The sequence below is a fragment of the Xanthobacter sp. 126 genome, from assembly GCF_000526175.1.
Classification (GTDB): Bacteria; Pseudomonadota; Alphaproteobacteria; order Rhizobiales; family Xanthobacteraceae; genus Xanthobacter; species Xanthobacter aminoxidans.
The window spans coordinates 3,902,800-3,916,470 of record NZ_JAFO01000001.1 but is presented as its reverse complement, the minus strand read 5'-3'; the positions used below and the strand labels follow the sequence as shown (position 1 = coordinate 3,916,470).

At 68.2% G+C, this 13,671-nt stretch carries 13 protein-coding genes; 1 reads left to right on the top strand and 12 read right to left on the bottom strand.

Annotated elements, in window-relative coordinates; translation table 11 throughout:
- Positions 1 to 84 precede the first annotated feature (84 nt).
- The 4 genes from XAN126_RS0118610 to XAN126_RS0118595 are packed head-to-tail and all read right to left on the bottom strand — an operon-like array spanning position 85 to position 4,113.
- Entirely contained in the window at positions 85 to 1,320 is a 1,236-nt protein-coding gene (locus tag XAN126_RS0118610) for an ABC transporter substrate-binding protein (RefSeq protein WP_024280093.1), read from the bottom strand.
- A gap of 37 nt (positions 1,321 to 1,357) precedes the next feature.
- Positions 1,358 to 2,374, bottom strand: a complete 1,017-nt coding sequence (locus XAN126_RS0118605) for an SMP-30/gluconolactonase/LRE family protein (protein ID WP_024280092.1) — start codon at positions 2,372 to 2,374, stop codon at positions 1,358 to 1,360.
- A 15-nt stretch (positions 2,375 to 2,389) separates the two neighbouring features.
- The gene (locus tag XAN126_RS0118600; protein ID WP_024280091.1) at positions 2,390 to 3,316 is read right to left on the bottom strand and encodes a 3-keto-5-aminohexanoate cleavage protein; all 927 of its coding nucleotides are present in this window, start codon (positions 3,314 to 3,316) and stop codon (positions 2,390 to 2,392) included.
- 23 nt (positions 3,317 to 3,339) lie between these two features.
- The gene (locus tag XAN126_RS0118595; protein WP_024280090.1) at positions 3,340 to 4,113 is read right to left on the bottom strand and encodes a cyclase family protein; all 774 of its coding nucleotides are present in this window, start codon (positions 4,111 to 4,113) and stop codon (positions 3,340 to 3,342) included.
- A gap of 128 nt (positions 4,114 to 4,241) precedes the next feature.
- Here XAN126_RS0118595 and XAN126_RS0118590 point away from each other — a divergent pair, with 128 nt between their 5' ends.
- The gene (locus XAN126_RS0118590; RefSeq protein ID WP_024280089.1) at positions 4,242 to 4,970 is read left to right on the top strand and encodes a TetR/AcrR family transcriptional regulator; all 729 of its coding nucleotides are present in this window, start codon (positions 4,242 to 4,244) and stop codon (positions 4,968 to 4,970) included.
- Positions 4,971 to 5,039: 69 nt separating this feature from the next.
- Here XAN126_RS0118590 and XAN126_RS0118585 read toward each other — a convergent pair whose 3' ends face one another.
- From XAN126_RS0118585 to XAN126_RS0118550, 8 genes are all read right to left on the bottom strand, one after another.
- A complete protein-coding gene (locus tag XAN126_RS0118585) occupies positions 5,040 to 5,801 on the bottom strand; it encodes an SDR family NAD(P)-dependent oxidoreductase (protein WP_024280088.1) in 762 nt (253 codons plus the stop codon).
- A gap of 100 nt (positions 5,802 to 5,901) precedes the next feature.
- Entirely contained in the window at positions 5,902 to 6,621 is a 720-nt protein-coding gene (locus tag XAN126_RS0118580) for a nitroreductase (protein ID WP_024280087.1), read from the bottom strand.
- Entirely contained in the window at positions 6,618 to 7,355 is a 738-nt protein-coding gene (locus XAN126_RS0118575) for an FCD domain-containing protein (RefSeq protein WP_024280086.1), read from the bottom strand. Before XAN126_RS0118575 ends, XAN126_RS0118580 begins: the two co-directional genes overlap by 4 nt.
- Positions 7,339 to 9,024 carry an AMP-binding protein gene (locus XAN126_RS0118570; protein ID WP_245272282.1) on the bottom strand — a complete coding sequence of 562 codons (1,686 nt, stop codon included), beginning with the start codon at positions 9,022 to 9,024 and terminating at the stop codon, positions 7,339 to 7,341. The genes XAN126_RS0118575 and XAN126_RS0118570 overlap by 17 nt, the downstream gene beginning before the upstream one ends.
- Positions 9,025 to 9,076: 52 nt before the next feature.
- Entirely contained in the window at positions 9,077 to 10,291 is a 1,215-nt protein-coding gene (locus XAN126_RS0118565) for a CaiB/BaiF CoA-transferase family protein (RefSeq protein WP_029877393.1), read from the bottom strand.
- Positions 10,292 to 10,306: 15 nt separating this feature from the next.
- Positions 10,307 to 11,098, bottom strand: coding sequence for a 3-oxoacyl-ACP reductase family protein (locus tag XAN126_RS0118560; RefSeq protein ID WP_024280083.1), 792 nt, complete (start codon positions 11,096 to 11,098; stop codon positions 10,307 to 10,309).
- The gene (locus tag XAN126_RS0118555) at positions 11,098 to 12,303 is read right to left on the bottom strand and encodes an acyl-CoA dehydrogenase family protein (RefSeq protein ID WP_024280082.1); all 1,206 of its coding nucleotides are present in this window, start codon (positions 12,301 to 12,303) and stop codon (positions 11,098 to 11,100) included. Before XAN126_RS0118555 ends, XAN126_RS0118560 begins: the two co-directional genes overlap by 1 nt.
- 11 nt (positions 12,304 to 12,314) lie before the next feature.
- Entirely contained in the window at positions 12,315 to 13,460 is a 1,146-nt protein-coding gene (locus XAN126_RS0118550) for a phosphotransferase family protein (protein WP_024280081.1), read from the bottom strand.
- Positions 13,461 to 13,671: the final 211 nt, after the last annotated feature.

Below are 13,671 nucleotides of genomic sequence, written 5' to 3'. Positions count from 1 at the left end.
CCACTGCGCGTTGCGGCGCGCTTGAAAGCGGCAAGGGGGCGAAGCCGCTACGGGGCCGTGCCGGACGCGCGGCCCCGTTGTCGCTCAGTTCGCCTTCTTCTCTCCGCGCGCGGCGATGATGGCCGGGCAGGCGCTTTCGGAGAGCGGGCGGAAGGCCTCGTCGCCGGGCAGGGTGGCGACCAGCTTATAGAGGTCCCATTCGCCCTTGGAGGCGTCCGGCGCCTTCACCTCGAACACGTAAAAATCGTGGACCATGCGTCCGTCAGGCCTCAGCTTGGCGTTGCGCACGACGTCGTCCTTGATGGGCAGTTCGCCCATCTTCTTCACCACGGTCTCGGCATCATCGCTCTTCGTGGCCGCCACCGACTTCAGATAGTGCAGGACGGAGGAATAGACGCCGGCGTGGATGGCGGACGGGATCTTGCCATTCCGCGCCTTGAACCGCTCCGAGAAGGCGCGGGTGCCATCGTCGAGATCCCAGTAGAAGCCTTCCGAGAGCAGCGTGCCCTGCGCCACCGGCAGGCCCACGCTCTTCACGTCCAGCGCGGTGAGGAAGAAGGCGACGAGCTTCTGCTTCGAGGTGGTGATGCCGAATTCGCGGGCGGTCTTGATGCCCGTCACCGTGTCGTTGCCGGCGTTGGCGAGGGCGATGATGTCGGCGCCCGAGCCCTGCGCGGTGAGCAGGGGCGAGGAGAGATCCACCGCCGGGAAGGGGTGGCGCACGGAGCCGAGCACCTTGCCGCCCTTCTTGCCCACCACGGTCTTGGCGTCCGCCTCCAGCTGCTGGCCGAGGGCATAGTCCGCCGTCACGAGATACCAGGAGGTGCCGGGCTGGGTGAGGCGGTTGGCGATGCCGGCGACCTGCACATAGGTGTCCCACATCCACTGCACCACATGGCCGGGCTGGCACGCATCGCCGGTAAGGCGCGCCGTGCCGCCGGGGAAGAGCGCGACGCGGTTCTTCTCCTTCACCAGCGGCGCGATGGCGAGCTGGATGGAGGCGTTGGACATGTCGGCGAGGACATCCACGCCGTCCTGGTCAATCCACTTGCGCGCGGTAGCCGAGGCGATGTCCGCCTTGTTTTGGTGGTCGGCGGAGACCATCTCGATCTTCATGCCGGCGCATTCGGCCTTCAGGCAGTCGTCGATGGCCATCTGGGCGGCGATGAGTGAGCCCTTGCCGGTGATGTCGGAATAGACGCCGGACATGTCGGTGAGCACACCCACCTTCACCGTGCCGCCGGAGATTTCCGCCGCCGCCGGAGCCGCGGCAAGTCCCGCCGCCAGGGCCAAGGCGAGGGGGCCGAATTTCGCTGTCATGGATGTCCTCCCGTTCGTGCTTTTTATTGGTCGGCCGTCACCAGTGGACCATGGGCAGGCCCGCCACCGGTGAACGGAAGAAGGGAATGCGGGTGCCGCGCAGGCTGCCCACATAGACGGTCCTGAGGTCCGGCCCGCCGAAGGTTACGCTGGCGAACCACGGCGCGATGGTGCCGCCGCAGGCGAGCATCAGCTCCGGCGTCACGGCGTCTTTCTCCAGGGCGGCCATCAGCGCCTTGCCGGCCGGGCTGCCGTGGTCGTCGTCGAGGATGATGCGCATGTCGCCGTCGGGCGTGATGGCGAAGATGCGGTCCGTCATCACATGGGTGCCCCAGAGGTTGCCATGGGCGTCGAAAGCGATGCCGTCGATGAAGGCGCCATGGTCGGAGGGGCCGAAGGTCTCGCGGTCCACGAGATCGCCATTGGGCAGGGCCCGCAGGCGCGTCACCCGCTTGCCGCCGGTCTCCACCACATAGAGCCATTCCTCGTTGGCGTCGAAGCGGATCTCGTTGGTGAAGCAGAAGCCGTCCGCGACGATGCGCAGGTGGCCATTCTCGTAGAGCGCCACGTAGCCGTCCGCGACGTTCGGGCTCATGGCCTGCATCCAGTTCTTGATGCGGGTGGAGATGGTGAGCCAGATGCGGTCACGGCTATCGCGCAGCACGAAATTGACCTTGCCGATGGGGAGGCCGTCGATGGTGTCGGCAAGCACGCGGGATTGCCCGTCGCGGGTCATGATCTCCAGCCGGTCGGTGCCGAAATTGGAGATCAGGATGTCGCCGTTGCGGGCGAAGGCGAGGCCGTTGGGCAATGTGCCGGAGACGAAGCGCGTCTCCTCGTCGGTGGCGGAGGCAAAATGCGTCGCCTCGCTTTGCGCGATCAGCGTCTGGGTGCCATCTGGGCGGATGTGCACCACCCCGCCGCGCGCGTCCGCGCTCCACAGGGAGCCGTCGCGCTCGGCGAGGATGCATTCGGGACGCTGCAGGCCCTCGCCCACATAGGCGATGGCGGCGGGGGCTACCGTAAAGCCGTCGATGGGATTGGGCGGTGCCATGGCGTTCCTCAGGTCTCAGAAGCTCACCTTGTCGGCGCCCTTGAGGCCGAGGGTGGCGCGGGCCTCGTCCGGGGTGGCGATCTCGTGGCCGAGTTCTTCCAGGATGCGGCGGATCTTCGCCACCTGCTCGGCGTTGGAAGACGCGAGCTTGCCGCGGCCGATGAACAGGCTGTCCTCCAGTCCCACCCGCACGTTGCCGCCCATCATGGCCGCCTGCGTCGCGAACGGCATCTGGTGGCGGCCGGCGGCGAGCACGGACCAGTGATAGTCCTTGCCGAACAGCTTGTCCGCCGTGCGCTTCATGAACATCAGATTGTCCATGTCCGGCCCGATGCCGCCGAGAATGCCGAAGATCAGCTGCAGGAACACCGGCGGACGGAACCAGCCCTGATCGAGGCAATGGGCGAGATTGTAGAGGTGGCCCACGTCGTAGCATTCATGCTCGAACTTGGTGCCGTGCTCCTCGCCGAGCATCTTGTAGATGCGCTCGATGTCGCCGAACGTGTTGCGGAAGATGAAGTCCTTCGTTCCGGTGAGGTAGGGCTCCTCCCACTCGTATTTCCAGCTGGAATAGCGCTTCGCGAGGGGATGCAGCGCGAAGTTCATGGAGCCCATGTTCAGTGAGCACATCTCCGGCGCGGCCTTCAGCGGCGCGGCGAGGCGATCCTCCACCGTCATGTTCAGGCCGCCGCCGGTGGTGATGTTGATCACCGCATCGGTCGCCTGCTTGATGCGCGGCAGGAATTCCATGAACACAGCGGGATCGGGCGTGGGCCGCCCGTCCTTGGGATCGCGGGCGTGCAGATGCAGGATGGCCGCGCCGGCTTCCGCCGCGGCGATCGCCTGCTCGGCGATCTCGTTGGGCGTGATGGGCAGTGCGTCGGACATTGTGGGCGTGTGAATGCCGCCCGTCACCGCGCAGGTGATGATGACCTTGCTCAAGACATGTCTCCGCGAAAATGCGTTCAATCGGGAAGGATGGCGACGGCCCGCGTCCAGCCGGCGGAGGCGGCGCGCACCTTCACCGGGAAACAGCTGATGGTGAAGCCGGTGGCGGGCAGCGCCTCGAGATTGTGGAGCTTCTCGATCTGGCAGTAGCCCTTCTCACGCCCGGCCTTGTGGCCCTCCCAGATGAGGGAGGCATCGCCCGTTTCGGCGAAGCGGCGGGCGGTGAAGGAGAAGGGCGCATCCCAGCTCCAGCCGTCCGTTCCCACCACGCGCACGCCCTGGTTCACGAGGTGGAGCGTGGCGTCACGGCCGAAGCCGCAGCCTTTGTCGATATAGTCCGCGCGGCCATAGGCGGTGCCGGCGGCGGTGTTGGCCACCACGATGTCGAGGGGGCTCAGCGTGTGGCCGATGCGGGCGAGTTCCGCGTCGATCTCGGCGGGTGTCACCACATGGCCGTCGGGCAGGTGGCGGAAGTCCAGCTTCACGCCGGGGCGGAAGCACCAGTCGAGCGGGATCTCGTCGATGGTGATGGCGCGGGCACCCCCGTCCATGGTGGGGTGATAGTGCCAGGGGGCGTCCACATGGGTGCCGTTGTGGGTGGAGATGTGGGCCGTCTCCACCGCCCAGCCCATGCCCTCGGGGAGCTGCTCTGGCCTGAGGCCCGGAAAGGCGGCGCACAGGGTGGCGGCGGTTTCCGTGTGGACGGAATAGTCGATGCGGACCCGCTGGAAGGGCGGGTCGGCGGGCACGTCGTTTTCCAGCGGAATGGAGATATCGACGAATCTTGGCACGGCGTCTCGTCCTCCCGGCCCATCGCGCAGGCTTCGTTTTGTACAGTCGTATATGTTATTGTACGATTGTACAAGTCGACGCGACGCCATGGCTGGTGCGGATGCACCGGTAACGCTAGAAAAGGTCCATGGAGACGACAAAGAAGCCATCTTCCGCCAGGCGCTCCGCCTCGCCGTCCGGACGGGGAAAGGGCGCGCGCCGCTCGGCAATCGCGCCCGGCGATCCGCAGCGGCCCGACCGCCGGCAGGACATTCTCGCCAGCGCGGAATTTCTCTTTGCCGAACGGGGCTATGCCGCGGTCTCGGTGCGCGACATCGCCGCCCGCGCCGGCGTGCCGGTGGCGCTGGTGGGCTATTATTTCGGCCGCAAGCCGGAATTGCTCGCCACGGTCTTCGCCCACCGCCAGGCCAATCTCGACGAGCGCATCTCCCGCATCCGCGAGATCGGCGCGCGCGGCCCCGGGGAGGGGCGGGTCGCGGAGATCGTCACCGCCTGGGCGGAGCCTGTGGTGCGGCTGTACGGCTCGGCGAGTGGCGACAGCTTCTCCCTGCTTGTCGCCCGCACCGCCTGGGACCCGGGCCCGGAAGCCACCGAGACCATCGAGCGCTTCTATGATCCGCTGGTCCGCGCCTTCCTGGAGGCCATGGCCGTCGCGCTTCCCGGTTGCCCGGACGACCGGCTGCTCTGGGCCTATGAATATGCCGTCGGTGCCCTGCTGATGTACGTCGCCGACAAGCGCATCGAACGCCTGTCCGGGGGGCGAGCGACGGCGGGCGATCCGGCGCTGTTCGAGGATTTCGTGCGGTTCGTCACCGCCGGCCTCAATGCCATGTGTGGCTGCGCGCCGCCGCGATAGAGGGGCGGCCGGGTGGCGGGAGCGGCAGAAAGAGGCCTACCCCTTCGCGCCTCGCCGAACGCTTCAACCTCACCGCGCCTGCATCCTCAGCCCGGCGTCCAGCCGGAGCACGGAGCCGTTGATCATGGGGTTGGCGACGATGCTGAGGACCAAGCGGGCGAATTCGTCCGGCCGGCCGGGACGCTTCGGGAACGGGATGACCTCGAAGACGCGGTCCTGCACCTCCTGCGTCATCGCTTCCACCATGGGCGTGCCGAACAGTCCGGGCGCGATGGCGGCGACGCGGATGCCGTGGCGCGCCAGTTCGCGGGCAGCGGGCAGGGTCAGGGACGCCACGCCGCCCTTCGCCGCCGCATAGGCCGACTGGCCGATCTGGCCCTCATAGGCCGCGACCGACGCGGTGTTGATGATGACGCCGCGCTGGCCCTCGTCATCCGGCGCATTCTCCACCATGGCAGCGGCGGCGAGGCGGAGCCAGTTATAGGTGCCCGTGAGATTGACGCGGACGATGCGCTCGAATTCGCCGAGGGAGCCCGGCCCATCCTTCTCGATGATCCGGGCCCCGGGCGCGATACCGGCGCAGTTCACCAGCAGGTGGGGACGGCCGCGTTCCGACAGGATCCGGGCAAAGGCGGCCTCGGACGTTGCGCCGTCGGCCACGTCGCAGGCGAGGGCCAGCGCCCCGGTCTCTTGCGCGAGGGCCGACATGCCCGCCTCCTTCTGGTCCACCAAGGCAAGGCGGGCGCCGAGGCCGGCGAGGCGGCGTGCGGTGGCATTGCCAAGGCCGGAGGCGGCGCCGGTGACGATGGCAACCTTGTCCTTCAGATCCATGATGACCCCATTCATGTGACAGGCGCAGGTGACATGCGCAGGCGATCGCCCCGCGGCAGCAGGACGGGCGAAACGATCGGGGATGAATTTCGCGTGCGGCTCAGGCGATCTGGTCGACGAAATGCACGAAGTGCTCCAGAGGCTCTCGCACCGTGGTGAAGGTGTTCTCCGGAGCCTCGGGATCGGCGAACCCAAGCGCCATGCTGCAGACGATCATCTGCGTTTGGGGAATGGCAAGGCGACGCGCGATGACCGCGCCATAGGCGTTGAAGGCCGCCTGCGGGCAGGTGTGAAGGCCGAACGCTCGCGCGGCGATCATGATGTTCTGCAGGAACATGCCGTAGTCGAGCCAGGAGCCCCGCTCCATGTCCCGCTCCATGGTGAAGATCAGGCCCACTGGGGCGTCGAAGAACAGGAAGTTGCGCGCCAACTGCTGCCGCATCCGCTCGTTGTCACCCTTGGCGATGCCAAGCGTGCCATAGAGATCCCACCCCACCTTGCGGCGACGGGAGAGATAGGGCTCGCGCCATTGCCGCGGGTAATAGGCAAATTCCTCCGTTCCGGGATCGCCGGCGAGGGAGAGGGCATGGAGTTCGCGCGTCAGCGCCGCGAGCGGTTCGCCCCGCAGCACCAGCACTTGCCACGGCTGGATGTTGGTGCCGGAGGGCGCGCGGGCCGCCAGCTCCAGTATGGCCCCAACGGTCTCGTCGCCGACCGGCGTCGGCAGGAAGGCGCGGATGGAGCGGCGCGAGCGGATGGCGTCCTCGGCCGAGAGGGCGCCGGAGGTGACAGCGGTGGGGGAGGGGGCGGGCGCACTCATTTCTCGGGCATATCCACGGGGGTGGCCATGTCGAGATTGGCGAGTTCGTAGCCGCGCTTGAAGTCCAGGATGTGCTTCTCCATCCAGTCCCGCGCGCGCTTCTCATCGTGATCGCGCACCGCCGCGAAGATCGCCTCATGGGCCACCAGCAGGCGCTCGCCGGCATTGAGGCGCGACATCACCTTCAGGAAGGGCGGATAGAACAGCTCGGAGATCGGCAGCCTTGCCATCTGGATGGCCCGGTTGCGGGTAGCGCGGGCGACCAAATCGTGGAACTCGATGTCGAGGGCGGTGAGGCTGGTGGAATCCTTCAGCGCCTTGCGCGTCTCCTCGAGATTGCGCTCTAGGTCTTCAAGGTCGGCCGCGTCGCTGCGCTGGGCGGCGGAGGCGGCAGCGGCAGGCTCGAGCGCGTACATGGCCTCCCACAATTCCTCGAACGTCACCTGGTGCAGCACCATCGCCGCCGTGAGCCGGCGGGAAATGTCGCCGGACTGGGGGATGGAGGCATAGAGCTTCTTCCGCCCCGCCTCGCGCCTGACGAAGCCGTTCTGCTCCAGCACGCGGATGGCTTCGCGGATGGTGGAGCGGTTCACGCCCAGCTTCTCGGCGAGCCCGGCCTCTGAGGGCAGCAGATCCCCCGGCGCGATTTCGCCGGCCAGGATCTTGTCCTCGATGGTGCGGGCGACGAGACGGAAGGCCGGCTCCACCTGCACCGGATCAAGCGCGAGCGACATCAGGAACCATCCTCTCGGCGGCGCGGGCCTTCTCCAGGTCCCGCAGCACCTTGCGTTGCACTTTCCCGGTCATGGTCTTCGGCAGTTCGCCGAGAAACGCGATGGCGCGGGGATATTTATAGGGAGCGGTGACACGCTTCACGTGATCCTGCAAGGCGGCCGCCAGCGCATCGTCGCCGGTGAAGCCGGGGCGGAGCACGACAAAGGCCTTCACGATCTCGCCGCGCTCCGGATGGGGCGCCGCCACCGCCGCACATTCCTGCACCGCCGGATGGTCGAGCAAGGCGTTCTCCACCTCGGAGGGGCCGATGCGGTAGCCGGCTGAGTTGATGACGTCGTCATTGCGGCCACGGTGGTAGAAATAGCCGTCCGCATCCACCATCCCGAGGTCGCCGGTGATGAACCAGCGCCCCTCCGGCCCCTCCACATGGGCGCTGGCGGTGCGCTCGGGCTCGTCGAGATAACCGAGCATCATCTGCGGGTTGGGGGTGAGAAGGGCGATGTCGCCCTCCACGCCGGGCGGCAGGCGGTTGCCCGCGCCGTCGATGACGGCGAGATCGAGGCCCGGCAGCGGCTTGCCCATGGATCCCTCGCGCGGGGCGACGCAGGGATAATTGAGCAGCGTCATCAGCGTCTCGGTCTGGCCGTAGGCTTCGAGGATGGGGACGCCTGTCGCCGTCTGCCAGCGCGCCGCGACCGCGGGGTTGAGCGTCTCGCCGGAGGAGACGGTGTGGCGCAGGCGCGAGAGGTCGTGCTCGGCGACGCCGGCATCCACCACCCGGAACAGCTCGGTGCCCGGCGCGCAATAGACGGTGATGCCGTAGCGCTCCAGCAGCCGCAGGCGCTCCTTGGGGTCGAACGGACCGTCGTAGAAGAAGCTGGCCGCCCCGCAGCTCCACGGGCCGAACAGGATGGAGGTGCCGGCCTTGCTCCAGCCGGTGTCGGCCGTGCACCAGATGGTGTCGCCGGGGCGAAGATCCAGCCAGCAGACGGCCGAGCCGCGCCACGCATAGAGCCCGCGGGAGGCGTGGAGCACGCCCTTCGGCTGGCCGGTGGAGCCGGAGGTGTAATAGAGGACGGCAGGGTCATCGGCCCTGACGGTCACGGGCGCGAAGGCCTCGTCGCCGGAGGCCAGTGCCTCCTCCAGCGGCTCGAAGCCGGGCGCGCCGCCAAGGGGGCCTTTCAGCGCGAGGCGCACCGGGACCTCCCCCATCACGTTCGCGAATTTCGGTGCGTGCTCGGCCCGGGCCACCACGGCCCGCACGCCGGCATGGCGCACGCGATATTCGATGTCCTTGGGGGCGAGCATCTCGATGGACGGGATTGGCACGGCGCCGAGCTTCAGGCAGCCCACCATGGCCACCTGCCATTCGGGAATGCGCGGCAGCATGACCAGCACCCGGTCGCCCTTCAGGATGCCGCGCGCCGCCAGCGCCGAGGCGAAGCGGTTGGTCAGGCGCGCCATGTCCGAGAAGGAGAAGCGCCGCTCCTCGCCCGCCGCGTTGGCCCAGATGAGGGCGGGCCCGTCCGCGGTGCGGGCGAATTGATCCACCACGTCGGCGCCGAAATTGAACGTCTCCGGCACCTGCCATCGGAAGGTGCGGACCGTTTCGGCATAGTCGGTCATGTTGGGCGCCATTTTGGTCGGCGCCATCTGGCTGAGGGCCATGGTTTCCTCCCGGAGCATTGTGCTCTCTTGGTGTTCTCTTGCGCGTATTGCCTCAGATGGCCCGGCTGGCCTTGAGCGCGGCGATCTCCTCGGGCGCATAGCCGAGGCCCGCCAGTACCTCGCCATTGTGCTCGCCGAGCAGGGGCGGCGGCGAACGCAGGGCGCAGGGGGTGCCGGAATACTTCACCGGAAAGCCGAGCTGGGGAATGGTGCCCTCCACCGGATGCTCCATGGACATCAGCATCTGCCGGTGGCGGGCGTGGGGATCGGCGAACGCCTCCTCCATGGAGAAGACGGGGCCGAAGGGAATGTCGGCGGCTTCTAGCTCGGCCAACCATGCGTCGCGCGTCTTGCGGGCGAACAAGTCGGCGAGGGTGGCCTTCTGCGCCACTTCCCGCTCACCCTCCGGCCACTGCTCGTCCTTCAGCGCGGGAAGGCCCACGGCGTCGCAGAAGCGGTGCCAGAAATGCGTCTCGATGAGGCCCAGCGCCACATGCTTCCCGTCGGCGCAGGCATAGACGTTGTAGCAGGGCGCCTGACCGATGAATGGCCGCTCGCCGCCCTTTGGCTCGATGCCGGCGAAGAGATGATCGGCGCCGTGCAGGGACAGCCAGGACATGGCGCCGTCATGCATGGACACATCCACGAACTGCCCGCGCCCGGTGGTCGCCCGCGCCAGCAGCGCGGCGAGGATTCCCGTGGAGGCCATGAGCGAGCCGCCGCCCACGTCGGCGATGGAGAGGCCCGGCACGATGGGGCCTTCCCCCGCCTTGCCGAACAGTTGCAGGGCGCCGGCTTCGGCGAGGTAATTGAGGTCGTGCCCCGGCTTGAGCCGGCTCGGCCCGTCCTGCCCGTAGCCGGAGATGGCGCAATAGACGAGGCGCGGGTTGATCTCGGCGAGGGTGTCATAGCCGAGGCCGAGGCGGTCCATGACGCCGGGGCGGAAGCCCTCCAGCAGCACGTCCGCATCTTTCACCAGCTTGAGGAGGATGGCGCGGCCCTCTTCCGACTTGAGGTTCAGCGTCAGGCTCTTCTTGTTGCGGTTGAGCAGCAGGAAGGAGCCGGATTCCGCCCGGTTCAAGGGCGGGAAGGTGCGGTTGTAGTCGCCGCCCTCAGGCTGCTCGATCTTGAGCACGTCGGCGCCGAGGTCGGCCAACATCAGCGAGCAGAAGGCGCCCGGCAGCAGGCGGGTGAGGTCCAGCACCTTCAGGCCGGCGAGGGCCAAAGGGGTGGAGCGCGGGGTGGATGTGGGCGTCAGGGCGTTCATCTCTGGTCTTTCGGATCAGGCGGCGGTCCAGCCGCCGTCCACCGCCAGCGAGGCGCCGGTGATGTAGGAGGCCGCGGGCGAGGCGAGGAACAGGCAGGCGCCGACCAGCTCCTGCGGATGGCCGAAGCGGCCCATGGGCGTGCGGCCGGTGACGCGCTCGGCGAGCTTGGGGTTCTGGCGCATGCCCTCGGTCAGCTCGGTCGCGAAATAGCCGGGGCCGACGGCGTTCACCCGCACGCCCCTCTTCGCCCATTCGAGGGCGAGCTGGCGGGTCATCAGCTCCACCCCGCCCTTGGCGGCGCAATAGGCCGTCGTGCGCGCCAGCCCCACCTTTCCGGCCACCGAGGTGATGTTGACGATGGCGCCTTCGCCCTGGGTCAGCATCACCCGGCCGGCGGCGCGGGCGGCGAGGAACACGCCGGTGAGGTTGGTCTCCACCACCTGCCGCCATTCGGCGAGGCTGGTGTCCTCGGCGGTCTTGTACCAGGGGTTGATGCCGGCATTGTTGACGAGCACGTCGATGCGGCCGTGGCGCTCCACTACGGTGTGGGCCAGCGTCTCCACATCCGCCTCGCTGGCCACGTCGGCGGCGATGCCTTCGGCCGATCCGCCATGGGTGGCGATCGAGGCGGCGGCCTCGGCCAGCGTCTCGGGGCTGCGGCCGGTGAGCACCACATGGGCACCGGCGGTGGCAAAGCCCTCCGCTACGGCGCGGCCGAGGCCCCGCCCGCCGCCGGTGACGATGACGATCTTGCCGGCAAGGCCGGGCATGGGCGCGGGATGGGGCAGGGGAAGGGCGAGGCCCATCACGCTGCCCTCCCTTCCGGCACGGCCTTCACGCCCGCGCTGCGGGCCAGCCGGCGCGCGATGTTCCAGCGGTGCACCTCGGACGGGCCGTCATAGATGCGGAAACCCCGCACGTCGCGGAAGATGCGCTCCACCTCCGTGTCGCGCGTCATGCCGAGGCCGCCCAGCACCTGGAGCGACCGGTCCACGATGCGGAAGATGGCTTCGGACGCGAACACCTTCACCATGGAGCTTTCCACGTTCGCCTTCTGCCCCTGGTCCAGCAGCCAGGCGGCGTGGCGGATGGCGAGGCGGGTGGTGTGGAGATTGATCTCGTTGTCGGCCAGCATGAAGCCGACGCCCTCATGGGACAGGAGCGTGCCGCCGAACGCCTCGCGCCGGCCCGCATATTCGGTGGCGATGTCGTGGGCGCGGCGCGCGGCGCCGAGCCAGCGCATGCAGTGGGTGAGCCGCGCCGGCACGAGCCGCGCCTGCGCATGGCGGAAGCCCTCGCCCACGGCACCGAGCACGTCGGACGCGGGGACGCGCAGATTTTCCAGCGCCACTTCCGCATGGCCGCCGGTGAAGGAGCTATCCAGCGTGTCGAGCGCCCGCACGATGCGCACGCCCTCCACCGGCAGATCAGCGAGGAACATGGTGGCGCCCACGTCCCGTCCGTCCACGAGGGTCCGCGCCATGATGATGGCGAAGGCCGCGCCTTCTGCCCCGGTGATGAGCCATTTGAGGCCGTTGATGACGAAGTGGTCGCCGTCCTTCACTGCGGTTGTCTTGAGCAAAGACGGGTCCGCTCCGGCGCCGGGATGCGGCTCGGTCATCAGGAAGCAGGAGCGCGTCTCGCCCGCCGCCATGGGGGCGAGGTAGCGGGCCTTCTGCGCTTCGCTCGCCACTTCGGCGAGGAGGTGCATGTTGCCCTCGTCCGGCGCGGCGATGGCGAGCGCGATGGGGCCGAGCATGGAATAGCCCGCCGCCTCGAATACCACGGCCTTGCCGAGGTGGGAGAGGCCGAGCCCGCCCCATTCCTTTGGCACGTGTGGGCTCAGAAGCCCGGCCGCGCGCGCCTTCGCCACCAGATCACGGCGCAAATCGTCGGTGGGGCCGTGGGCGGTGCGGCGCGGGTCGGTCTCGAAGGGCAGTACCTCGTCGCGCACGAAAGCCGCGGTGCGGGCCTCCAGCGCGGCGAGATCGGGGGGGAGCGCGAAATCCATGGGCCTCGCCTTCAGAAGGTCTTGTCGTTGATGATGTCGAGGGTGAAATCGAACAGCGCCTCGGCGAGTGTGCCGAAGCCGGCATAGCGCGGGTCCGCCGTCTCGCCGGCCAGGTGCCGCGCGTGGAGCTGGTGGAACACCACGCCGAGCTTCAGCATGGTAAGCACGCGGTAGGCCTTGAGCTGGGACAGGTCGCGGCCGGTGGCGCGGGCGTAGGCGTCCGCCGCTTCGGCCCGTGTCAGAAAACCGGGGTGGGCCGTGGGCATCTGCGCCAGCTCGTGCATGCACGGTGGGTCGCCGGCCTCCGTCCAGTAGCTGAGCAGCGTCGCGAGATCGAACAACGGGTCGCCCCGGGTGCCCATGTCCCAGTCCACCACTGCGACGGGCACGCGGGTGGCGGGGGCCAGCAGCACGTTGTCGAGCTTGAAATCGTTATGGAGAAGGGTGGGCGCCGACGCGTCCCGCACCTCTGCGGCGGCGAGCCAGCCGGCGACGGCGCGGGCGGCCGGGGAGAGCGCGCCCTGCGCCACCCGCTCGGCGCGGCCGATCCAGCCTGCGGCTGTGCGGGCGAAGAAGCCGGCGGGGCGGCCGAGATCGGACAGGCCGATCCGGGCCGGATCCACCGCGTGGATGGTGGCCAACGTCTCGACCAGCTTGTGCGAGAGGTCCGCGCCGGTGGCGGCGGTTGCCGGGAAGGGCGACAGGCTGTCACCGCGCAGGGCGATGCCGGGGCGAAATTCCATCACCTGGAATGGTGCGCCTGCAATGTTTGCGTCGGCACACAGATGCAGGCTGCGCGGGGCGAGCGGCAGCTCCCGCCAGAGATGTGAAAGGATGCGGTGCTCGCGCGCCATGTCGTGCGCGCCCGGGGGTAGGGGGCCATCGGGCGGCCGCCGCAGCACGGCCCAGCCGTCCGACACGCGAACGAGAAAGTTCAGGTTGGCGAGACCGCCTGTGAACTGACGGGGCACGAATGCGGGATCGAGGCTGATGCCCTGGGCCTCCAGATGACGCCCGATCGCCGCCCAGTCGAGCCCCCGGCTCTCGGCCGCGCTGCGCAGGGCGACACCGGCCGGCGCAGCCTGGTCCAGCACGGACGCGCCGACGTCCCCCTCTGCGATGCCCCCGCCTTCCAGTACGTGAACAGCCTCGACCATGTGGACGCATCGCCTCTTTTTTGTCGGACTAAAATTGTCCGACTAAAATCATGTGGTCAAGCGGAAATTTTCCGCTAGCCACGCGCCTCAGGTCACGGAAATTGTGATATTTCATATGATAATCAGTTATTTGATTGGAAATTCCGGCGTCTCCACCCAAAGATTGACGGCGCAATGATTTTGGATTTATGGTCCGATCATCCGATAAAGA

Coding starts and splice junctions, on each gene's coding strand:
- XAN126_RS0118585 (WP_024280088.1), bottom strand. CDS start 5,801: ATGGATCTGAAGGACAAGGTTGCCATCGTCACCGGCGCCGCCTCCGGC.
- XAN126_RS0118610 (WP_024280093.1), bottom strand. CDS start 1,320: ATGACAGCGAAATTCGGCCCCCTCGCCTTGGCCCTGGCGGCGGGACTT.
- XAN126_RS0118560 (WP_024280083.1), bottom strand. CDS start 11,098: ATGGGCCTCGCCCTTCCCCTGCCCCATCCCGCGCCCATGCCCGGCCTT.
- XAN126_RS0118605 (WP_024280092.1), bottom strand. CDS start 2,374: ATGGCACCGCCCAATCCCATCGACGGCTTTACGGTAGCCCCCGCCGCC.
- XAN126_RS0118570 (WP_245272282.1), bottom strand. CDS start 9,024: ATGGCCCTCAGCCAGATGGCGCCGACCAAAATGGCGCCCAACATGACC.
- XAN126_RS0118590 (WP_024280089.1), top strand. CDS start 4,242: ATGGAGACGACAAAGAAGCCATCTTCCGCCAGGCGCTCCGCCTCGCCG.
- XAN126_RS0118575 (WP_024280086.1), bottom strand. CDS start 7,355: ATGTCGCTCGCGCTTGATCCGGTGCAGGTGGAGCCGGCCTTCCGTCTC.
- XAN126_RS0118550 (WP_024280081.1), bottom strand. CDS start 13,460: ATGGTCGAGGCTGTTCACGTACTGGAAGGCGGGGGCATCGCAGAGGGG.
- XAN126_RS0118580 (WP_024280087.1), bottom strand. CDS start 6,621: ATGAGTGCGCCCGCCCCCTCCCCCACCGCTGTCACCTCCGGCGCCCTC.
- XAN126_RS0118565 (WP_029877393.1), bottom strand. CDS start 10,291: ATGAACGCCCTGACGCCCACATCCACCCCGCGCTCCACCCCTTTGGCC.
- XAN126_RS0118555 (WP_024280082.1), bottom strand. CDS start 12,303: ATGGATTTCGCGCTCCCCCCCGATCTCGCCGCGCTGGAGGCCCGCACC.